Source organism: Anaerospora sp., assembly GCF_032013335.1.
Lineage (GTDB): Bacteria > Bacillota > Negativicutes > Sporomusales > DSM-15969 > Anaerospora.
The window spans coordinates 54,448-76,731 of the sequence record NZ_DALZUO010000017.1; the positions used below are offsets into that span (position 1 = coordinate 54,448).

Genomic DNA, 22,284 nt, shown 5'->3' on the forward strand with positions numbered 1-22,284 from the left:
TGTTATAAAGGACTTGGTGAATGAAAAGGATTTTCTATAATTTTTGCGATTAGTGTAAGGAAATTGAGCATATAAAGAGGAGTGAGGCACATGTCAGATGATAAGATTGTTGCCCGTAATATTCGGAGGGTTTACCACATCAAAGGGAAAGAAGACAAAAAGACAACTGAATTCGAAGCAATCAAGCAGCTGGATCTTACCGTCAAACAAGGCGAGTTTTTGGCCATTGTCGGGCCAAGCGGCTGCGGAAAGTCAACATTTCTTGACATGATCGCCGGGCTGGCGAAGCCCAGCTCTGGAGAAATCTTTATGGATGGTAAGCTGATTAAGGGGCCTGCCTTGGACAGAGGGATTGTCATGCAGGGCTACGCCTTGTTTCCCTGGCGTACTGTGAGAAAAAACGTGGAATTTGGCCTTGAAATTAAAAAAGTCCCTAAGCAGAACCGCGGCCCAATTAGCCAAAAGTATATTGAAATGGTGGGCCTGAAAAACTTTGCTGACCGGTATCCCCATGAATTGTCGGGTGGTATGAAACAGCGTGTGGCTATTGCAAGAGCGCTGGCCTATGACCCGGAAGTACTGCTAATGGATGAACCCTTTGCCGCAGTGGATGCGCAAACAAGAGAAACACTGCAGGAAGAACTGCTGCGCATTTGGGAGCAGACGAAAAAAACGATTATCTTTGTTACACATGGCATTGATGAAGCGGTTTTTTTGGCTGACCGTGTGGCAGTCATGTCTTCTCATCCGGGAACGATCAAGGAAATTGTTACGATCAACTTGCCCCGGCCCCGGGAGGGTATCCGGTCTTCTGCTGATTTTGGCTGGATTCGGCACAAAATCTGGGAACTGCTGCAAAATGATGTTGCGGCTGCTCCAGTTGACAAACAAGAAGGCCCCGATGTGGCAGAAGCGATTTCTTCTTCGGCTGCCTTATAAAGAGCATAAAAAAGAGTCAACTGGTTAATTACTAAAGGTCCGGTACTGCTTTTAGCAAAAATAGATACTGGTTCTTATCAACCAACTAGGAGTGTCACTTATGAAAAATATCTGGAGTAAAGCGATTGATCTTTCTGGTCAACCGCAAGACAATAATAAGAAAAAGAGTTTTTATGATGTGGCAAATTTAGTGGTGGAAAGTATTTTTGTCAGCATCATTATTACCATGGTAGCATGGGTAGTTACTGTGCGATAAGAACAGAAGCCGGTCCTACAGTGAACTGACCTCCCGAAAGTAGATTTTAACGTCTAACTTTTGGGGGTCAGTTCACAGGACGGCTCCTTTTTTATCATTACGCATTCTAACCGGCAAGACCGTTTTTATAAGCAAAGGCGATTAATTGCATGCGATTTTGTAGATGCAATTTATCTAAAATGTTACGCAGATGATTTTTAACTGTGCTTTCGCTGATAAATAATTTTTCGCCAATTTCTTTATTGCCAAGTCCCTGGCTGATTAGCTGCAAGACTTCCTTTTCGCGCTCTGAGAGCTTATTGTCACAAACAGGTTGCTTCTGTCCAGCAAACTCCTGCAGAATTTTAATTGCCAATACGCGGGAAATGGGAGCTTCGCCCTGGACGATACTAACAATATAGTCCAACCAATATTCAGGCTCCATATTTTTGAGCAGATAGCCTTGTGCACCGAGTTTAATGGCTTCAAAAAAATCCTGTACGTCGTCAGACACACTAAGAATGATAATTTTAATAGCAGGCAGTGCAGCCTTAATCAGGCGGGTAGCTTCCAGACCATCGCCTTCAGGCATGCGAATATCCATTAAGATAAGGTCCGGTGTAAGGTCTTTTGCTTTTTCAAGCGCTTCCTTACCTGTGGTAGCTTCACCTGCAATCATAAACAAGGGATTAGCGGAGAGGATGCTCGCTATTGCTTTACGTGACAAAATATGGTCATCTACGATTAACACGCTAATTGTCATGATAGTATTTCCCTTTCCCCTGTTTTTAAAGTAACAATGACTGTCGTTCCGGAGCCGGGAGCGCTTGCAATCTTTAGATCAGCCCCAATTGACAGGATATCCTGCTCCAGGATTTTATAGCCAAAAGAGGCTTTTTTCTGTTGTAGATCTGCTGGAGCAAAACCTTTGCCATCGTCGGTTATTGTCATAGAAAATCGTTCGTTTTTTTCCTGTAAATTTACGCTAACCCGGGTCGCTTCGGCGTGCTTTCGAATATTAAACAATAATTCCTGAAAGATATGCAAAAGCTTTTTTTGCTGAAAAGAGCTAAAGCTAATAGCACTGTCGAAAGTGGCAGCTAAGGCTGTTATTGCGCCGGTTTGAGTTTCGTGCTGATCAAGCTGAGTTTGTATGGCGGACACCAGTTCAATGTTGTCATCCGGTGGCGTTACTGTTTGTAAAGTGTAAATATGCTGCCGTAATTCGGTATCAGTTAGCTTTATGGCCTCTCTTAAATCGGTAATTGCTGGACAAGGATCTTTGCTGTTTTTCCAGGCAGCTTCAATTTCCAGCACTTTGACATTCATGAAGAACAAGGATTGGGCGATACTGTCATGCAGTTCACGAGCAATTCGAGTGCGTTCCTGCAAGATGGCCGTTTCTTGTTTCTCCTGCTGTAATTTGCTGTACAGGTTTTCCATTAAGGTAAATATGCCATGAGAAAATAAAATAAACAGCAATCCGGTTAAGACTGCAACTAAAACATTTCCCCAGCTCATGGAAATAACGTGCAGATATTCATGCCTGGCAAATTCAAATAGGCCGATACAGATTGCCGGAATAACGGCAGCCAACCATTTCATTCTGGTGATATTCAAAAAAAGTCGCCTCCTGGCAGGAAAATAGTGCTATCTTAGTCTGACTGTAATCGTAAACATTCATTTTGTCAATGTCCGATCTAGATTGTCGAGCGGTCATGTTTTTCATTGACAATTCTGCAGGCGCAGTGTAGTATATAAACAAAATATCATAAAGCTTAGCTGGCTGATCAAGTAAATCAGAGGCTGTACTTCCCATAGTGCAATTGCACTATGGCGAAGTGCGGCCTTTTTTGTTTTCGAAAGGAGTGGGCTCTAATGTGCAAATAGCATAACACACAAGGTGAATAACGGTTCTTTACTGGCGCAATGAAATAGGATTTAATTTGCGCCTAGAAAGGAAGAGGGAAAAAACGTGATACAAAAAACAATTATTACATGGTTACCGGTGCTTTCGGCTCTAGTGGCAATCGCTGTGGATATTTTCATGATCAACATGAGTAAACACACGCCAGTCAATCAGCCGTATTTTATCTATCTGCTGGGGATTATTACGATAGTCTTTGCAGCAAGTGCAATCGCTTCTTATTATAATGCCAAAGCGAAAGCATGGTTGGAGGAGAGAGCGTTATTTGTGGCTGCCGCAGTTTTGTTTTTAAATGTGCTGAATGTGGTGACAAAAAAGCTTGGCTTATTACCAGTCATCTATTTTCCATCACTTGATAAAGTATTAAGTGTTATTGTTGAGGACCGGGAATTTCTTGCAGTTTGCCTTGCGGCTTCAGGGAAGCTGCTGGCCACAGGCTATATATTTGGCGCCATTGCCGGATTTACCACCGGGATTGCTGTTGGCTTCAGCAAAGGAGCAGCCTATTGGATCAATCCACTTATTCGCATTTTGGGACCAATACCGCCTACCGCATGGATTCCTATTGTGCTGATCAGTTTTCCGACTACTTTTTCAGCAAGTGCGTTTTTAATTGCCTTATCCGTTTGGTTTCCTGCAACCGTTATGACAAGCAGCGGTATATTAAATGTTCAAAATGCCTATTTTGAAGTATCAAGCACACTGGGAGCCGGTAAGTATTATCAAATATTTAAGGTAGGCGTGCCTGCTGCTATGCCGCATATGTTTATTGGTCTTTTTAATGGAACGTGCGCTTCGTTTATTACCTTGATGACTGCAGAGATGATTGGGGTTAAAAACGGTATTGGCTGGTACATAAACTGGCAGAAAGAAATGATGGCTTATGCTAACGTCTATGCAGGTTTGATTATCATTGCCATCACATTTTCCATTCTAATTACGCTGTTGTTTAAGCTGCGGGATTATACGCTTGTCTGGCAGAAGGGAGTCATAAAATGGTAGGGGAAATAAAGGTGGAGGGAGTAGTCAAACGCTTTCCCCAACAGGATGCGGAAGATATTGTTGCGCTGAGTGGTATTGATCTTACCGTTGGCGCAGGTGAATTTGTCTCACTTATCGGCCCCTCCGGCTGCGGGAAATCTACACTGCTGCGCTTGATTGCCGGCTTAAATGGCGCAGAAGAGGGGAACTTGTATATCGATGATGAGGCAATCAGCAAACCCTCTTATGAACGGGGACTTGTATTCCAAAACCCCATGCTCTTTCCCTGGCTAAACGTACATGACAATGTTGCTTTTGGCTTAAAGGCTCGCAAACGGTATAAGCATAATAAGTCTGAGGTTGATAAGTTTATTGAATTGGTTGGTTTGTCAGCTTTTCATAAATCCTATCCTCATCAGCTTTCGGGAGGTATGGCACAGCGGGCGTCACTGGCACGGGCCCTCGTCAATCACCCCAAGGTGCTGCTGCTGGATGAACCGCTTGGAGCGCTTGATGCTTTTACCCGGATGAATATGCAGGATGAGCTGATCCGCATTTGGCAGGAGCGTCAAACAACCATGATTATGGTTACCCATGATGTGGATGAAGCTATTTATTTATCAGATCGGGTAATCGTGATGACACCAAGGCCGGCCAAGATTGAAAGCTATATTGAAGTGACACTCCCGAGACCCCGCGCGCGGAATAATCCGGAATTCTTAAGCCTGCGCTCAAAAATTCTTGAGATACTTAACTTTGTCGGTCGAGTGGAAGAACCGAATTATTATTTGTAGTGGAGGAGAAGCAAATGAATGTTAAGAAGAAAATGGCCGCTGTTGCCTTGACGGTAATAACTTCGCTGGTATTGACGGCCTGCGGGCAAAAGCCGGTAACGAAGGTTGAGGATCTCGTATTAAAGATTGGATATACCGGTAGTTTATGTGAAGCTCCTGTGCATATGGCGCTGGAAAAAGGTTTTTTTGAGAAGGAAGGGTTAAAAGTTGATTTAATCAAGCTCGCGCCGGGAACTAATTTTGAGGCCATTACGGCAGGAAAAATTGACGCCAGCTTTGGCCTGTTGGCCAGCCTGATTCAGCCACTTTCCAACGGACTGCCAATCAAAGTAACCAGCGGATTGCATACCGGTTGCGACAAGCTGCTTGTTCCTAGTGATTCGGGCATTCACAGTCTGACAGACTTAAAGGGCAAACGAATTGGTGTGCCCAGTATGACCAGCAGTCCGATTATTTTTACGAAACGGGCCTTGGCTGATGCTGGTGTCGGGATCAGTGAAAAAAATATGGAAGTTGAATTTGCCGTATTTAATGCCAGCGATCTTCCGCTTGCACTGAAAAACGGGTCTATTGACGCTATCGCTATGAATGATCCAACGGCAGCGGTGGCCCAAAAGGAATATGGCTTGACCACTCTTGCTGATTCAGCTGCTACTGCTCCTTATAAAGACCAATACTGCTGCTCTGCATATGTAAGTGATAACTTAGCAAAAGAGCATCCGGAAATTGCAGCGAAGTATACCCGCGCTATGCAGCAGGCAAGTGCCTGGATTCAGAAAAATCAGGATGAAACAGCCAAGATTCAAGTTGAGAAAAAATGGGTTGCCGGTAATGTCGAATTTAATGCGCAAGTTTTAAAAACCTATAATTATATTCCTTCCGTCAAAGGTGCTTATGATGCCTTCGGGATTACGGCAAAACAATTGCAGCAGGTAGGCATGTTAGGTGCTGCTGTAGATGTTGATGCGTTGCATAAAAATAGCTTCATTAAATTAGAAAATGTACAGGACTCAGTTAAATAGTCTCTCTTAAAATATAAAGGTCAGATGATAGTAGCGTTTCAGCTAAATTTTCATCTGGCCTTTTCTCTTAGTTAATCTTAAATAGTACTTTAGGATAGTAGACAAGAAGGGATACCGGTTTATAATAGAAATGTAATTGAATATGATTATCAATATGGCTGGTTAACAAAAAGTTAAAGGCCTGATTTACCTCGCAGGATAAGTCTGGTCTTTTTGAATTTTCTGGAGGCGTTATCGTTGATGTCTGGAGGTGACAATGAAGGATTTGTATAGGTGGTTTAAACAAATATTGAAAGCGGGAGGTTTGATTTTGAATGAAGAAAAAGGTGGTAACAAGATACTGCTTATTCGTAGCTGCATTGCTGTTGTTGATAATTATTCCTATTACGAATGCAACTCCAGCTGCCCAGTTAGTCAGTCAATTTAATTTAACTAGCGATAGAACGGCAACCCCTGTAACTTACACTTTCTTTACTGAACCGGCAAGTGGTACCTTGAAATTTCATGAGCTATTCAGTCCGAATGGGGTTGAAGCGCATATTACTATCCCCGTGAATAGTAAAGAGGGACCTACTGAAGTACAATTAAAGTTTGACCGTCAATTTGTTACTGCTAATTTTCCGCAAAGTGAAACTATTATTTTACAAATCGACAGAAAGACACTGGATTGCTGCAGCCTCTACAGCTTTGCAATCAAGGATGGTCAGCTTACAGTTGCAATTGGGAATAAAACGAATACGGTTGACAACATTTCAGCCTTTACAGGTTCGTTTGTCAGTCAATCCGTTAGCGGTAAGGCGGCGGTATATAAGTGAGAAAAGCGCATAAGCACGTTGTAGCAGGCATACTTGTTTTATCTTCAGCGATACTGGCTAGTTCGCCATTTGCCCTGGCTGCTGCAGAGCGGGCAGAGGAAAAGGAACCGGTCTTTACACTGGAGGAAATAGTCGTAACTTCTCACCGCATGGCGCAGCCACTGGTGATTGAGACCGATCCCAAAGCACCGCGTCAGCCTGTGCCGGCAGCAGATGGAGGTGGATATTTAAAGAATATCCCTGGCTTTTCTGTTGTACGTCAGGGTGGTACCGGCAGTGATCCCCTGCTTCGCGGCCTTGGCGGTACACGGCTTAACGTTTTGCTTGATGGAACAGCTCAGCTAGGCGGCTGCCCAAGCCGGATGGATCCGACTACCTCTTATGCTTTCCCGGAAGCGTTTAGTAAAATAATTGTACTAAAAGGTCCCGAGAGCGTTCGCTATGGCGGTGGCAATGTGGCCGGTACAGTTCTGTTCGAGCGGGAAACAGCCCCTTTTGACAAAGCGGATGTACGGGTAAACAGCAGTGTTCTGGTTGGCAGTGCCGGGCGCAATGATGAATTGCTTGATGTAACAGCCGGAGATACCTCAGGGTATGTACGGATTATCAAGACCCGGTCTCATGCCGACAATTACGAAGATGGTGCAGGGAACAAAATACATTCCTTTTACACCCGTCAAAGCTTGAGTGGCATCGTCGGCGTAACACCTGATGCGAATACTTTGTACGAGTTTGCTGTTGATAGCAGTACGGCGGAAGCGGCCTATGGCAGCCGCGGTATGGATGGGCCCCAGTTTGATCAAAGAAATTATAGCTTTAAATATGAAAAGAAGCATCTTTCAACACTTGTCAGCAATTTAGAATTTAAGGCATATCATAACTATGTCGATCACGTAATGGATAATTTTACTTTCCGTAATCCTGGAATGATGGGGCCTATGGTGAGTAATGTTGACCGCACGACAACCGGTGGTCGGCTGGCAGCTAAGCTCTCACTTAGCACAGCTACGGAAGCAAATGTCGGCTTTGATTATCAGAAAAATGAGCATACCAAAAGAGGAATGGGGACAGAGTACAAATCGCTGAAGAGAAATCGTGATTTAACTTTTACAAATTATGGCCTGTTTGGCGATGCGAAACGCACCCTGGATAGTCATAATCGGCTGATGGCCGGAATCAGAGCAGACAGCCTGGAAGTGAAAAAGCTGACATCGGTGACGGCTGAGGATAAAGATCATACTTACGGAGCTTTCCTACGGTACGAGCATGATTATGCCAACAATCCCCTCACCAGTTACATCGGCCTTGGCCATGCACAGCGTCCTGCCGACTATTGGGAGAGAACCAAAGGCGCAAACAACAGCACTTTCTTTCTGAAACCGGAAAAAAATACCCAGCTCGATACAGGAATTTTATATAATGCCGGAAAATTCCATGCAAGTTTATCGGTGTTTTATGCTGATATTAAGGACTTTATCCTGCTTACAGGAGCTTCATCAGCGAATAATATTGATGCTACCCTGTTTGGCGGCGAAGCGGATGCGGCTTATCGCCTGGCGGATCATTGGACAGCTACAGCCACACTTGCTTATGTTCGCGGTACCAATGAAACGGGCAGTAAGCCTTTGGCACAAATTCCGCCGCTTGAAGCAACCATTGGTCTGAAATACAATAGAGACAAGCTGGAAGTCGGCCTTCTATGGCGTGGTGTGCAGGCGCAAACCCGTTACGATATAGGCAGTGGCAGCGAAGTGGGGCTAGATATTGGACGGAGCAGCGGTTTCGGCATTCTTTCAATGAATGGAGCTTACCGTCCTTCACGAAATATAGTTATTGCTGCAGGTGTAGACAATTTGTTTAATAAAAACTACGCTGAGTTTGTCAGCCGTGAGGGTAAAGCTGTTGATGGAATTCCTGCCTCCGTCAGGCTTAATGAACCGGGACGTACTATTTGGGTGAAAACCAGCTATAACTTCTAATACAGCCGAGTGTTCAGTAAAGGGGTCTTACGGATATTTGTAGAATATTCCGTAAGACTCTTTTTTGCTAAGACAGTGAGGTATATTGGTGATAAAGCTTTTATAAGATGTAATACCGACGATCGAAGGGGTGGGATGATTGGTGTCTGAAAAGGAGATTAAGGGACCGTTTTCACTGACAAGGCGGCGCTTTCTGGCCTGGAGTGCGGCAGTGGCCGGAAGTTCCAGTCTGCTTCACTGGGCAGAGGCGGCAAATTCCTTTGAACCGGTTACTGCCGGGGCGACAATACAAAAAAATGAGAAAGTCGTCTTGACTGCCGGATCACATAACTGCGGCGGCCGCTGCCAAATCAAGGCACACGTCAAAGATGGCGTGATTGTTCGGATTACCACTGATGATAATATAACCGACTCGGAAGCTGCGCCGCAGCTGCGCGGCTGTCTGCGCTGCCGGTCATACCGCAACCGGTTGTATCATACCGATCGTTTGAAATACCCGATGAAACGTGTGGGCAAACGGGGGGAAGGCAAGTTTGTCCGCATTACCTGGGATGAAGCGATTACTATCATGGCTGAGCATACGCAGCGCATCATGACCCAATATGGCCCGGAAGCAATTTTTCTGCATTATGCATCAGGCATTGCCGGTAAGGTTGCCGAACGGGTCTGGATGGGCCGGCTGCTCGGACTCTACGGCGGCTATCTTGGCTATTACGGAACGTACAGTACGGCCTGTACGCAAGCGGCAACGCCCTATACCTATGGTACGGTAGCCACCGGTAATAGCCGGGAGGATTGGGTTAATTCAAAAATGATTATTTTGCTTGGCTTTAATCCGGCTGAAACGGTACATGGCACCAATACTGCCTTTTATCTGAAACAGGCGAAAGAAGCCGGTGCCAAAATTGTCGTTATTGATCCGATTTATTCAAGTACTGCCATAGCGCTGGCTGATGAGTGGATTCCCATAAAACCGACAACCGATAATGCTTTGCTTGATGCAATGGCTTACGTGATGATTACAGAGAAGCTCCATGATCAGACGTATCTTGATACATACTGCCTGGGCTTTGATGAAGAGCATATGCCGCCGGGCATACCGGCAGGCCAGTCCTATAAAAGCCATGTCTTAGGCCAGGGCGGTGATGGAACGGCAAAAACGCCGGAGTGGGCAGAAGCAATTACCGGTGTTCCCCGGGATACCATTATCCGCCTGGCACGCGAATATGCCCAACTGCGTCCGGGTGCCCTCATTCAGGGATATGGGCCGCAGCGCCATGCCTATGGGGAACAGGTGGTCAGAGGCGGAACGGTATTGGCCGCTATGACGGGCAATGTGGGAGTAAAAGGCGGCTGGGCCTCAGGTACTGGGTATAAGGCCAGGGATCAGGTTGTTGGTTCGATTCCTTCGTCTAATCCCTGCAAAGCATCTATATCTTGTTTTATTTGGCCTGACGCGATACGGCGCGGCAAGGAAATGGGAGCTGCCGATGGCGTGCGAGGTGTGCCGAAATTATCCTCTAATATAAAAATGATTTATAACCTGGCAGGCAACTGTCTGATTAATCAGCATTCCGACTGCAACGGCACTGCTAAGCTGCTCGCAGATGAAAGCCAGGTGGAGTGCATCGTGGTAAGTGAGCACTTTATGACTGCCAGTGCGAAGTTTGCCGATATTTTACTGCCCTCCGATAACTTTATGGAACGGGATGATATTGTAAGCCCCTGGGGATGGGGGGATTATCTGCTGTACATGAATAAAGCCGTAGATACCGTTTTTGAGTGCCGCAACGGTTATGACTGGATTAGTGAACTGGCAGATAAACTGGGGCTAAAGGAAAAGTTTACTGAAGGCAAAAGCAAAGAGGACTGGCTCCGCTACCTGGTGGATAAAACCAGGCAGGCTAATCCCGGCTTTCCCACGTGGGAAGAATTCCGAGAACAGGGTGTTTACCGCTGGAAATACGATCAACCGTCGATTGCTTTTCAAAAGCAAATTGAAGAACCCGACAAATATAAGTTCCCCACTCCTTCAGGGAAAATTGAAATTTTTTCACCTCGTCTCTGGGCAATGAATAAGCCCGAACATATTCCAGCCGTACCTAAGTATATTCCTGCCTGGGAAGGACCGGAGGCACCGCTGGCCGAGAAGTATCCGCTTCAGTGTATTGGCCATCATTACAAACGGCGGGTACATTCGACATTTGATAATGTGCCGTGGATGGAGGAAGTCAGTCCCCAGGAAGTATGGATTAACCCGAAAGATGCTGTAGAACGGGGGCTCAAGACGGGAGATAAATGCAAAGTCTTTAATGACAGGGGTGTGATGGTGATACCAGTCAAAATTACCTCCCGCATTATGCCCGGCGTGGTATCGGTACCGCAAGGGGCATGGTGGACGCCGGATGCTAATGGCATTGACCGGCGGGGCTGTACCAATACCATCACCAAATATCACCCGACGCCGCTGGCTTTCGGTAATCCTCAGCACACCAATCTTGTGCAGATAGCCAAAAACTAAAAAGAGTAGGAGGAAGTATGGCGTATGATAGAATTTGGTCAGCCCCGTTGTCCAGGCGGCGCTTTCTCGTTATGAGCGCATTAGCCGGGGGTGCGATGGGACTTACCGCATTGCCTGTAACGACAACTGGTTCAGCGAAAGCAGAAACGCCACTCACAAGAGAGACTGTTCATCCGACAAGCTGTACGCATAACTGCGGCGGCCGCTGCTTTTTAAAAGCCCATATCAAGGACGGGGTGATTACGAGGCTGAGCACGGATGATACTCCAGATAGTCCCGAATTTCCGCAAATCAGAGCCTGTCTGAAAGGATGGGCCCAGCGCAAGCGGCTTTACCACCCTGACCGATTGAAATATCCAATGAAACGGGTGGGCAAGCGCGGTGAAGGCAAATTTGTCCGTATCAGCTGGGAGGAAGCACTTGACACGATTGCGTCCCAAATGCAGCGCATTAAACAAGCCTATGGTAATGAAGCTATTCATTTGCTCTATGGCACGGGTGTGTACGGACAAATCAGTCAATCCTGGCTCATTCCCTCATTTGGCGGGGCACTTGCCCGTTTTCTTCATATGTTTGGCGGGTATCTGGGATATCACAATACCTATAGCTCTGCCTGTTTCAGTTACAGCACACCCTACACATACGGCACTACCGAGGGCAACAGTCCTGATGACCTGGTGAATGCCAAACTCATCGTGCTTTTTGCGGAAAATCTCATGGAAACCAGAATGGGCGGAGCCAATACCGGCCATTACATCAAGCAGGCAAAAGAAAAAGGCGCAAAGGTCATTGTTATTGATCCGCGCTATAGTGATACGGCGCTGGCGCTTGCCGACGAATGGATACCTATTAAGCCGACAACTGATAACGCACTGCTGGATGCTCTGGCCTATGTTATGATAACGGAAAACCTGCAGGATCAGGCTTTTCTCGATACCTACTGTCTGGGCTTTGATGAAGCGCATATGCCCGAAGGTATTGAACCGGGCAACTCATATAAAAGCTATCTGCTTGGTCTCAGCAATGATCATACTGCAAAGACACCCTCCTGGGCAGAGGCGATTACTGGGATAAACCGGGAGACGATCATCAGGCTGGCGCGGCAAATTGCGGGCATTAAACCTTGCTGTCTGCTGCAGGGACTTGGCTGGCAGCGTCACGCCTATGGTGAGCAGCCGGTCAGGGGCTTGCCTGTTTTGGCCGCTATGACCGGCAATGTGGGAATAAGCGGCGGTGGACCGGGACTTCGTCTCGGCGGTCACAGCATCCCGATGGGGTGGATGAGAGCCGGAACCAATCCGGTAAAAGCAACGATCTCCTGTTATGTATGGCCGGAAGCGATACTGCGCGGAAAAGAAATGGGAGTTGCTGACGGCGTACTCGGTACCGAAAGGCTGCCTGCCGATATTAAAATGATTTGGAATTATGCCTCTAATACGTTGATTAACCAGCATTCCGACTGCAATGGAACTGCTAAAATTCTGCAGGATGAGGAAAAATGCGAATTTATTCTTGTTCATGATGTCTTTATGACACCAAGTGCCCGGTTTGCCGATATCCTGCTGCCCGATACTACTCAATTTGAACGGGAAGACATTATTACCTTTGCTTCAGGCATCGGTTATGCCATATACCATCAGAAGCTGGTTGAGCCGATGTTTGAATGCAGAAGCGTTTATCAAGTTACTAGTGAGTTAGCTCAGCGGCTTGGCTTTGGTACCGAGTTTACGGAAGGCAAGAGTGAGCAGGACTGGCTGCGGGAATGTGTTGATTTTGCGAGACAAAAGGATGCAAAATTCCCTGCTTTTGACCAATTTCGCGAACAGGGGATTTATAAAGCTGCGCCGGCTAAACCGCTTATTGCTTATGAAAAGCAGATTGCTAATCCGGCAGCTAATCCCTTTAAGACACCTTCCGGTAAAATTGAATTGTTTTCACCCCGCTTGTGGAAGATGAATAAGGCTAAGGAGATTCCTGCCATACCCAAGTACATTCCCGCATGGGAAGGACCTGAGGCTGCTCTGACAGCCAAATATCCGCTGCAATGCATTGGGCACCATTACAAACGGCGCGTACACTCCACCTTTGATAATAGTGCCTGGCTGGAAGAAGCGGCGCCGCAGCAAATGTGGATAAACACGGAAGATGCTCTAGCTCGGGGACTCAAAGAGGGGGATCTTGCCAAAGTCTTCAATGACCGGGGTACGATTGTAATGCCTGTGAAAATAACGCCCCGCATCATGCCTGGCGTTGTTTCCATCCCCCAGGGAGCCTGGTGGACACCGGACAGTGAGGGAATCGACAGGCGGGGCAATGTTAACACCATTACCAAATATCATCCTACGCCGCTAGCTAAAGGCAACCCTCAGCATACCAACCTGGTAGAGGTTGGTAGAGCGTAATATGGAAGGGAGAAGAGAGTATGTCGGGACAACGTGGATTTTATCTTCGGCAAGACCGCTGTATTGGCTGTTTTACCTGCCAAATAGCCTGTAAAGATACAAATGATTTAGATGTAGGGCAATGTTTCCGCAAGGTTCATGAGTTTGCCGGCGGTGGCTACAGCAAGACCGATAAAGGTTTTACCAATAATGTTTATGCCTATTGGCTGTCTATGAGCTGCAATCATTGCCAGGAGCCGCTGTGCGTCAAAAATTGTCCTACTGGAGCCATGCAGAAGCGTCCGGAGGACGGGATCGTATTTATTGACCAGACAAAATGCGTCGGCTGCCGGTATTGTATCATGAGCTGTCCTTATGGAGCACCTCAATATAACCCTAAAACCGGTAAAACCGGTAAATGTGATATGTGCAAATACTTGATCGATAAAGGGGAACAGCCGGTATGTGTAAGTGCCTGCCCCATGCGGGTGCTGGAAGCGGGTAATGTCGAAGAATTGCAGAAGAAATACCAGGGTGTGCAGCAGATTAAAGGCATGCCTGAGCCAAAAACGAAGCCGTCTTTTGTGATAACGCCCCATCGTGATGCTGTGATGGAAGGATAGAAAGGAGAGGAACAGAATGGGTGAAGAATGGTCCTTGGTTCTATTTACATTATTGGCTCAAACCAGTGTGGGGATCGTTGCCATAAGCCAGTTCACGCCGGAATTAGAGAATAGAACCAACTTGATAGTGCTTCGCTGGGCAGTGGGGACTATGGCTGTTAGTTTGTTGATTTCTTTGACACATCTGGGTGATCCTTTAGGCGCGTACCGGGCACTGTATCACGTAGGAGCGTCATGGCTGAGCCGGGAAATCTGGTGCGCCAGCGGCTTTTTTGGCTTGACGCTGCTGCTGTACTGGAGAGTGCAAAAAGGCGCAAAGCTCAAATCGCCGATGGGCTTTGCAGCAACTGCAGTCGGGGTTCTGATGCTCATCAGCATGTCTTTTATCTATGTGCAGACTGCGATTGATGCCTGGAGTACGGCCTATACGCATGTGACGTTTTTCGGAACGGCTGCAGCTTTAGGGGCACTGACGTATTCAGCAGTGATCATGCGCGTTCAGGCTGATACTCCACCAGTCTTATATAGCCGTCCTTTTACTGTTGGGGCTGTTGGTGCAGGTGTGCAGCTGCTTAGTCTGGCGCCGTATCTGGCTGCTCTTGCTGCCGGCTCTGCTCCTATGCAGGCTACGGCTGCGCTGCTTTATCAGCATAGCTGGCTGCTTGCTGTCAGTCAGCTGTTATTGGTTGCCGGAGCAGGAGGGTTTACTTTTGCAGCATGGGAAAAAGTTGCGATGAAAGGCGCCAGTGCTGCCGGGAAATGGCTATATTCAGGCCTTACTGCCGTTATTATTGGAGAGTTAATCAGCCGGTATCTCTTTTATGCTACCGGCGTGCATGCGATGATGGGGCGCCTATAGAAAGTGAGGGGTACAACAACGGTGGAATGGCAATGGAGATCTTATGTATATGTATCACTGGCCTGTCTGTTCAGAAAAGAGCCTGATGAGGAAATTTTGGCAGCTCTTAGTGAAGAACAGCCGTTATCATGCCTATTTGAGGATTTAAAAAGTCTTTTGCCGGTGGCTGTAGAGCTGGAAGCTGATATCGCTGCTCATACTCACGAGAGCGATGCTTATCAGGCACAGCTAAGGGAGGATTTCAACCGGCTGTTTATAGGGCCGGGGCCTTTGCTGGCCCCACCCTGGGAGTCCGTTCACCGATCCAGGGAGAGGCTGCTGTTTGGCGAACATACTCTGGCGGTACGGGCCTTCTATCATTCTTTTGGCTTAAAGGCTGCCAAACAGGAACAGGAGCCGGAAGATCATATTGCTTTGGAGCTGGAGTTTGCCGGCTGGCTGTGCCAGCAAGCTGCCAATGCAGAAAGTCCTGAACAAGCGGGAGTATTTATTGACGGACATCGTGAGTTTCTTGTGCGCCATATGTTCGAGTGGGTGCCTGCCTTTTGCGGGGCTGTCAGCCGCAGCAGCGAGACAGCGTTTTATCGCAAGCTGGCAATATTGACAATGCTTTGGCTGGATTATGAAAAAGAGGCGGTACATATCGAATAGAATGTGCAGTAAACGCCTGCAGAATAAAGAAACAGAGCGTTTAGTGATGCTAATTACTGGTAATACTACAATAAAATTAGCCTAATTAAGTAAAAATCTACCCAGTACAATTGTCAAGGTGTTTTTCGGTGTGCTACAATAGTAGGGTACAAGCGGGTAGGGGGGTAAGGAACGAAATGAAATCTGTGCTTATGATTCTTGAAGCGGTTGTGGCAATTGCTTTGATTGCATCCGTAGTACTGCAGTCAGGTAAAAGTGCCGGTATGTCAGGCTCGATTGCCGGAGGAGCAGAGACTCTGTTTGGTGGCAAGAAAAAAGGCCTTGACGAGATGTTGGCTCGTGTTACCATGATTCTGGGTATTGTATTTGGTATACTAACCTTGATTCTTGGTCGTGTTCTCACCCATTAACCTCAATGAAAACATTGAGGTTCTTTTTCGTTCTGAATTGCTCTAACAGGTAAAGGGAGGAAGAGAAATAATGGAATTATTGTACTTAGCGCCTGCAGCAGGTATTGTGGCGCTTTTATTTGCGGCCTATCTTATGTCCAGTGTGTTGAAGGAAGACCCAGGCAATGAAAGAATGCGTGAATTGTCTCAGGCTATTTTTGAGGGTGCTATGGCATTCCTTAACAGGCAGTACAAGACGCTGATTCCGTTCACAGTCGGTATTTTTGTTATTTTATTTTTTGTTGACGGATATAAATTAGCCAGTTCCTTTTTAGTAGGTGCCGTTTGCTCGGCTATTGCCGGCTACATAGGCATGACTTCAACTACCAAAGCAAATGCCCGTACAACTGAAGCTGCCCGTCATAGCCTGAATAAGGCACTGGGAGTATCCTTCAGAGCCGGTGCCGTTATGGGTATGTCTGTTGCCGGACTTGGTCTTTTAGGCGTATCCACGCTGTACATTATTTTCCGCGATCCTGTTGTCATTAACAGCTTTGCCTTCGGTGCAAGCGCGATTGCCTTTTTTGCCCGTATTGGCGGCGGTATTTTCACGAAAGCTGCTGACGTAGGCGCCGACCTTGTTGGTAAAGTGGAAGCCGGTATTCCCGAGGATGATCCCCGTAACCCTGCAGTAATTGCCGATAACGTTGGTGACAATGTTGGTGATACTGCCGGTATGGGTGCTGACCTTTTTGAATCATACGGCGCTACCGCAATTGCTGCTATGCTGATCGGTAATACGCTGTTCGGTGTAACTGGTGCGATCTTCCCCTTGCTGATTGGTGCAGCAGGTATTGCCGCATCTATTATCAGTACCTTCTTTGTCCGTACCTCTGAAGATGGTGATCCCCAGGCCGCTCTTAACCGCGGTTTATGGGCTACTAATATAATAACAGCCGTACTTTCCTATCTATTAGCAACCGCTGTTTTTGATGCTAAGCACGCTTTTGGCATCTTTATCGCCATTATTTCCGGCTTGGTTGTTAACGTATTGATTGGAATGCTGACAGAATACTATACCTCTAACGACAAAGCACCTTGCCAACACATTGCAGATGCTTCGCAAACAGGTGCTGCAACTAATATTATTGCTGGTATTGCAAATGGCTTGCGCAGTACCGGATTACCGATGATCGTTTTTTGTGCCGCTACCTGGCTGGCTTTCTCTCAAGCCGGTATTTACGGTATTGCGATGGCAGCAATGGGCATGCTCTGTACTGCCGGCATGGTAGTAGCGGTAGACTCCTTTGGTCCTGTGGCCGACAATGCCGGTGGTATTGCTGAAATGGCTGAGCTTGGTCCTGAAGTTCGTAAAACGACTGACAAGCTGGACTCCGTAGGTAACACAACTGCTGCGATTGCCAAAGGCTTTGCTATTGGCTCAGCGGCGCTCACTGCACTGGCTCTCTTTACGGCCTTTGCCGAAGAAATTGCTAAAAATCCAAAGCTTACCGGACTTTTGGTTGATGGACATTTAGTTGTTAATCTGACCGAACCTGGTGTAATTATCGGTATCTTCCTGGGTGCTACGCTGCCCTTCCTGGTTTGCGCTTTCACGATGGAAGCTGTCGGTAAAGCTGCTTTTGAAATGATTGAAGAAGTTCGCCGCCAATTCCGTGAAATTCCCGGCATAATGGAAGGCACTGGCCGTCCTGATTATGCGAAATGTGTTGATATCAGCACAAAAGCGGCTATTCGCGAAATGATGCTGCCCGGCGTCTTTGCCGTTGGCGCGCCGCTTGTAGTTGGCTTCCTGCTTGGTGCGAAAGCCCTGGCTGGTTTCCTAGCCGGTGTAACTGCCTCCGGTGTACTATTGGCCATCTTCATGTCCAATGCCGGTGGTGCCTGGGATAATGCAAAAAAATACATTGAAGCCGGAAAATACGGCGGTAAAGGAACTCCGACTCATGCTGCTGCCGTTATCGGCGATACCGTTGGTGACCCCTTCAAAGATACCTCCGGTCCGGCGATGAACCCGCTGATCAAAGTTGCCGGTACCATTTCACTCATCATTGCGCCGTTGCTCTTCTTCTAGAGTTAAGCATAATGATAAGGCCTACAGGTTTTAAACCTGTAGGCCTTTTTGTGTTAAAAAAGGGACAGTTCCCTTTTTTAAATGTGTGTCACTGGAACCGTCTCCGTGACAGGAATTCCTCCGTGATACGTGTTCCTTCGTAAATATCTCTCATTTTTTTTGCCCTTCTGGAAATAGCCGGTCCGAAGGATGGAAACTTGCCGGCTTACGTTAAGAAATTCGTACTGTTTGAGCGATAGCGAGTTTACGAATTTTAGTAAGCCGGCAAGTTTCCAAGGCTATTGGAAGATTAGGCCTAGACTTTTTGGCTACTTTTGTGGCAATGACAAAAGTAGCACCCGTGCTTTTTCCTTCAGCCTGTTAAGCTTTAAGCAAGTTTGTGCAAATGAAAAGGTCAACATCTTTTATGCCCATCCTGAGCATAATGAAAACACCACAATACATAGATTCGGCGTTTTCCTGCATTTTCTGACACTGCCAGTATATACCCATTCCTGAACATGATATAATAGAAGGGTATTACCATTATTTAACGGGAGGACAACAGAATTGTCTGTTATGAGAGGTGCTGAACCGTTTCTGCTGCCAGGCAGCGGGCAGGGAGTACTGCTTGTCCATGGCTTCACAGGATCACCGGCAGAAATGAAATTGCTTGGCGAATATTTACATGGTTTGGGATATACGGTACTTGGTGTGCGCTTGTGCGGCCATGGCACTCATGTGCGCGACATGAACCCTACGACCTGGCCGTATTGGTATGGTGCAGTCGAAGACGGCTATCATCTTTTAAAGGGATTATGCAAGGAAATAAGCGTAATCGGACTATCGATGGGTGGCTTATTGTCGCTCAAGCTGTCAGTTGAGTATCCGGTAGCCAAAGTTGCTGCCCTGAGTGCCCCCATCTATCTTTATGAACGCCGCTTGCCACTGCTGCCTATTTATCGTTTATTTCGCAACTATATACCCAAAAAGCGCAAGCGTTTTGCTGACATTGATCCCCTGTATTCAGTGGGTTATGACCATACACCGCTGAAAAGCCTGGAAAGTTTATTAGCTTTTATCAAGCATGTGGATAAATTATTACCGCTGGTGAATGTACCGGCCTTTGTTGCCCAGTCCCGCATAGAACACACAGTACGTCCTGAAAGCGCCAGTCATATTTATGACAGGATTGCGAGTGTAGACAAACAACTGTGCTGGCTGGAGAAGTCGGGACATATTATTACCCTTGATGTGGAACGGCAGCAATTATTTGAAGAGCTTAAACAGTTTTTAGAAAAGTAATATCTTACGGCAATGGAGATGGGAGGGATAAACTATGGATGACCGCAATAGTATGTGTTTTGTATGCGGGCCCAATAATCCTATTGGATTAAAACTAAAATTTCGCGAAGAGAATGAGCAGTATATCACGGAATTCACGGCCGGACCGGAGCATCAGAGCTATGATGGGATCGTGCACGGCGGCATTGTCAGTACCGTGCTTGATGAAATTATGGCCGGGTATATTTATACCAAAGGTCTTCACGCTGTAACCGCGCGATTGGAAGTACGCTATCGTCAGTCGACACCAATCGGTCAGCCGCTCACGGTTGTAGGATGGATAACGCGCGAACGGGGCAAACTATACGAGTTAGCCGGAGAAATACGCTTAGCTGACGGTACTGTCACAGCGGACGGCAAAGCAACAGTAGTACTGGTGCAAGGTGAGTGATGAAAATGGATAAATCGAATGTGCTAAAAGAACGTATCTTGGACTTTATGAGAGAAGAAGCCTACAAACCAATTTCAGCTGAAGATTTGGCTGAAGGAATGGCACTAAAAGGCAAAGAGTTGGCTGAATTTTGGCCTATTCTCGACGAGTTGGAAGCCAAAGCGTTCATTATTAAGACCCGGTATGGCAAATATGGCGTTCCGGAAAAGATGAACCTGATTGTAGGCCGTTATGCGGCAACTTCCAAAGGATTCGGTTTTGTTATTGATAATGTCAGCGTTGAAGGGGATGTCTTTATTGCTCCTGACGCAACCATGAGTGCCATGCATAATGACCGGGTGGTAGCCCGGGTGCATCGCCTAACTTCCGGAGGAACGGGCCGTCGTCGGGAAGGGGAAGTAATCCGTATTGTCGAGAGAGCCAATAACAAGGTAGTAGGGACTTTTGAATCAAGCCGTCACTTTGGATTTGTCATTCCCGATGATTTACGCATCGGTCATGATATTTTTATTCCCAAGAGTGAGTTTAATGGGGCGAAAAAAGGTTCAAAAGTTGTTGTGGAAATTACTAAATGGCCGGAAAAGCGCAAAAGTGCTGAAGGCAAGGTTGCAGAGGTATTGGGGAACAAAGGGGATACGGGAATTGAAATCCTGTCTATTATTACCCGTCACAATTTGCCTACGTCTTTTGATGCCGATGTAGAACGGGAAGCAGAAAAAATCCCTGAAACAATCAGCGAAAATGAATTGGTCGGCCGCCGCGATTTGCGTCATCTGCGGCTTGTTACTATCGATGGTGAGGATGCCAAGGATCTGGATGATGCCGTCCATATCGAGCGTCTGCCCAATGGCCGTTACCGGCTAGGTGTTCATATTGCCGATGTCAGCTATTATGTGAGGGAAAACACTCCGCTCGATAAAGAAGCCCGTGAAAGAGGGACAAGCGTTTACCTCGTTGACCGGGTTCTGCCCATGCTGCCCCAGCGGTTATCCAATGGCATATGCAGTTTAAATGCCGGAGTAGACCGTCTGGCGTTGTCTGCTCACATGGATATCGACCACAAGGGCCAGGTAGTGAATTACGAAATATTCCCCAGTGTCATTCATGTTCATACCCGTCTGTCCTATACGATCGTTAGAAAAATTCTTGCTGATCATGATGAAGAGCTGCGCAGCCAATATGGTGAGCTTGTGCCGGAACTGGAGCAAATGGAGCGGCTTTGTCGCATTTTGAAGGAACGGCGGCTGCGGCGTGGGGCAATTGACTTTGATTTCCCGGAAATAAAAGTGAAACTTGACGAACAAGGTCAGCCTGTGGAACTGGTAAAACGAGTCCGTTCTATTGCCGAATCCATAATAGAAGAATTTATGCTTGTTGCCAATGAAACGGTTGCCGAGCATATGCACCATATTGGAGTACCATCTGTTTTCCGTGTCCACGATGAGCCGGATGCCGAAAAAATGCAGAAGCTGAATCATTTGCTGCATAATTTTGGACAGCAACTGCAGAAGGTGGACGAAATTCAGCCGATGGCGCTGCAGCAAATTCTGTCGCGCATTGCCGGTCGCCCCGAAGAACGGATTGTCAGCACCGTTATGCTGCGCTCGTTAAAACAGGCTCGTTATGAAGCGGAAAACCGGGGACATTTCGGTCTGGCCGCCCGCTATTACACGCATTTCACTTCACCTATCCGGCGTTACCCGGACCTTATCGTTCATCGTCTGGTTAGAGAAACCTTTACCAGTGGCGATATTTCCGCAAAACGGCGTGAAAAACTAGCGCAGCTTTTACCGCAAATTGCGCTGCATTCTTCCGAAAGGGAACGGGCGGCAGCTGAGGCGGAAAGAGAGACAGTCGACTTGAAAAAAGTCGAATACATGGCTCAGTTTGTGGGCGAAGAGTTTGACGGCGTAATTAATGGTGTTACAGCCTTCGGTTTATTTGTTGAATTGCCGAATGGTGTTGAAGGCCTTGTCCATGTATCCAGCATGGATAATGACTATTATCGTTACGTGGAACAGGAGTACGCCTTAATTGGCGAACGGACAGGCAAGGTATTCCGTTTGGGCGATGCTGCCCGTGTACTGTTGACAAAAGTAAATCCGGAAGAGCGCACAATTGATTTTGTGCTGGTTACCGACGTGGGAGTGCAGGCAGCAGGAAGCAAAAGGCCGTCAGCACGCAAGCCTATTGGCGGTAAACGCTCTGCTGCTAAGAATACTGTCGCCGTTAAGTCTGCCGGTAAAAGTAGTGCCGCAAAACCCGCTAAGCAGAGTAACCGGACGAAAAAGAAGAAAACCTCCAGTGCGAGACCGAAATCCTCCAAAAAAGAATAAATAGCGTGTATTTTAAAGCCCGG

Annotated in this window: 19 protein-coding genes; 17 read left to right on the forward strand and 2 right to left on the reverse strand. The window is 47.0% G+C overall.

Annotation, left to right across the window (positions count from 1 at the left end):
* The first annotated feature begins 90 nt into the window (after positions 1-90).
* Together RTR76_RS13870 and RTR76_RS13875 are read left to right on the forward strand one after the other, a co-directional pair.
* A complete protein-coding gene (locus RTR76_RS13870; protein WP_312521650.1) occupies positions 91-939 on the forward strand; it encodes an ABC transporter ATP-binding protein in 849 nt (282 codons plus the stop codon).
* 100 nt (positions 940-1,039) lie between these two features.
* Entirely contained in the window at positions 1,040-1,195 is a 156-nt protein-coding gene (locus RTR76_RS13875) for a hypothetical protein (RefSeq protein ID WP_312521652.1), read from the forward strand.
* A gap of 106 nt (positions 1,196-1,301) precedes the next feature.
* Here RTR76_RS13875 and RTR76_RS13880 read toward each other — a convergent pair whose 3' ends face one another.
* Together RTR76_RS13880 and RTR76_RS13885 are read right to left on the reverse strand one after the other, a co-directional pair.
* On the reverse strand, positions 1,302-1,937 hold the full coding sequence (locus tag RTR76_RS13880) for a response regulator transcription factor (protein ID WP_312521653.1): 636 nt from the start codon (positions 1,935-1,937) through the stop codon (positions 1,302-1,304).
* Positions 1,934-2,794 carry an ATP-binding protein gene (locus tag RTR76_RS13885; protein ID WP_312521655.1) on the reverse strand — a complete coding sequence of 287 codons (861 nt, stop codon included), beginning with the start codon at positions 2,792-2,794 and terminating at the stop codon, positions 1,934-1,936. Before RTR76_RS13885 ends, RTR76_RS13880 begins: the two co-directional genes overlap by 4 nt.
* 355 nt (positions 2,795-3,149) lie before the next feature.
* Between RTR76_RS13885 and RTR76_RS13890 the strand changes: the two genes are divergently transcribed.
* The 15 genes from RTR76_RS13890 to rnr all read left to right on the forward strand — a co-directional run bounded on the left by RTR76_RS13890 (position 3,150) and on the right by rnr (position 22,261).
* Positions 3,150-4,103 (forward strand): ABC transporter permease subunit, encoded by a 954-nt coding sequence (locus RTR76_RS13890; RefSeq protein ID WP_312521657.1) that lies wholly within the window; start codon positions 3,150-3,152, stop codon positions 4,101-4,103.
* Positions 4,097-4,876, forward strand: a complete 780-nt coding sequence (locus tag RTR76_RS13895; RefSeq protein WP_312521659.1) for an ABC transporter ATP-binding protein — start codon at positions 4,097-4,099, stop codon at positions 4,874-4,876. Before RTR76_RS13890 ends, RTR76_RS13895 begins: the two co-directional genes overlap by 7 nt.
* Positions 4,877-4,890: 14 nt before the next feature.
* Positions 4,891-5,898 (forward strand): ABC transporter substrate-binding protein, encoded by a 1,008-nt coding sequence (locus RTR76_RS13900; RefSeq protein WP_312521661.1) that lies wholly within the window; start codon positions 4,891-4,893, stop codon positions 5,896-5,898.
* A gap of 314 nt (positions 5,899-6,212) precedes the next feature.
* Positions 6,213-6,713, forward strand: a complete 501-nt coding sequence (locus RTR76_RS13905) for a hypothetical protein (RefSeq protein WP_312521663.1) — start codon at positions 6,213-6,215, stop codon at positions 6,711-6,713.
* Positions 6,710-8,692, forward strand: coding sequence for a TonB-dependent copper receptor (locus RTR76_RS13910; RefSeq protein WP_312521665.1), 1,983 nt, complete (start codon positions 6,710-6,712; stop codon positions 8,690-8,692). The genes RTR76_RS13905 and RTR76_RS13910 overlap by 4 nt, the downstream gene beginning before the upstream one ends.
* Positions 8,693-8,834: 142 nt before the next feature.
* Positions 8,835-11,213 (forward strand): DMSO/selenate family reductase complex A subunit, encoded by a 2,379-nt coding sequence (locus tag RTR76_RS13915; protein WP_312521667.1) that lies wholly within the window; start codon positions 8,835-8,837, stop codon positions 11,211-11,213.
* A gap of 17 nt (positions 11,214-11,230) precedes the next feature.
* Positions 11,231-13,615 (forward strand): DMSO/selenate family reductase complex A subunit, encoded by a 2,385-nt coding sequence (locus RTR76_RS13920; protein ID WP_312521668.1) that lies wholly within the window; start codon positions 11,231-11,233, stop codon positions 13,613-13,615.
* Between the two features lie 20 nt (positions 13,616-13,635).
* Positions 13,636-14,217, forward strand: coding sequence for a DMSO/selenate family reductase complex B subunit (locus RTR76_RS13925; RefSeq protein ID WP_312521670.1), 582 nt, complete (start codon positions 13,636-13,638; stop codon positions 14,215-14,217).
* Between the two features lie 16 nt (positions 14,218-14,233).
* Positions 14,234-15,076, forward strand: coding sequence for a DmsC/YnfH family molybdoenzyme membrane anchor subunit (locus tag RTR76_RS13930; RefSeq protein ID WP_312521672.1), 843 nt, complete (start codon positions 14,234-14,236; stop codon positions 15,074-15,076).
* A 21-nt stretch (positions 15,077-15,097) separates the two neighbouring features.
* A complete protein-coding gene (locus tag RTR76_RS13935; RefSeq protein ID WP_312521674.1) occupies positions 15,098-15,727 on the forward strand; it encodes a molecular chaperone in 630 nt (209 codons plus the stop codon).
* 176 nt (positions 15,728-15,903) lie between these two features.
* On the forward strand, positions 15,904-16,137 hold the full coding sequence (gene secG / locus RTR76_RS13940) for a preprotein translocase subunit SecG (protein WP_312521675.1): 234 nt from the start codon (positions 15,904-15,906) through the stop codon (positions 16,135-16,137).
* A 70-nt stretch (positions 16,138-16,207) separates the two neighbouring features.
* On the forward strand, positions 16,208-18,211 hold the full coding sequence (locus RTR76_RS13945; protein ID WP_312521677.1) for a sodium-translocating pyrophosphatase: 2,004 nt from the start codon (positions 16,208-16,210) through the stop codon (positions 18,209-18,211).
* A gap of 549 nt (positions 18,212-18,760) precedes the next feature.
* A complete protein-coding gene (locus tag RTR76_RS13950) occupies positions 18,761-19,495 on the forward strand; it encodes an alpha/beta fold hydrolase (protein ID WP_312521679.1) in 735 nt (244 codons plus the stop codon).
* A gap of 34 nt (positions 19,496-19,529) precedes the next feature.
* On the forward strand, positions 19,530-19,925 hold the full coding sequence (locus tag RTR76_RS13955; protein WP_312521681.1) for a PaaI family thioesterase: 396 nt from the start codon (positions 19,530-19,532) through the stop codon (positions 19,923-19,925).
* A gap of 5 nt (positions 19,926-19,930) precedes the next feature.
* Positions 19,931-22,261, forward strand: a complete 2,331-nt coding sequence (gene rnr / locus RTR76_RS13960) for a ribonuclease R (RefSeq protein ID WP_312521683.1) — start codon at positions 19,931-19,933, stop codon at positions 22,259-22,261.
* Positions 22,262-22,284: the final 23 nt, after the last annotated feature.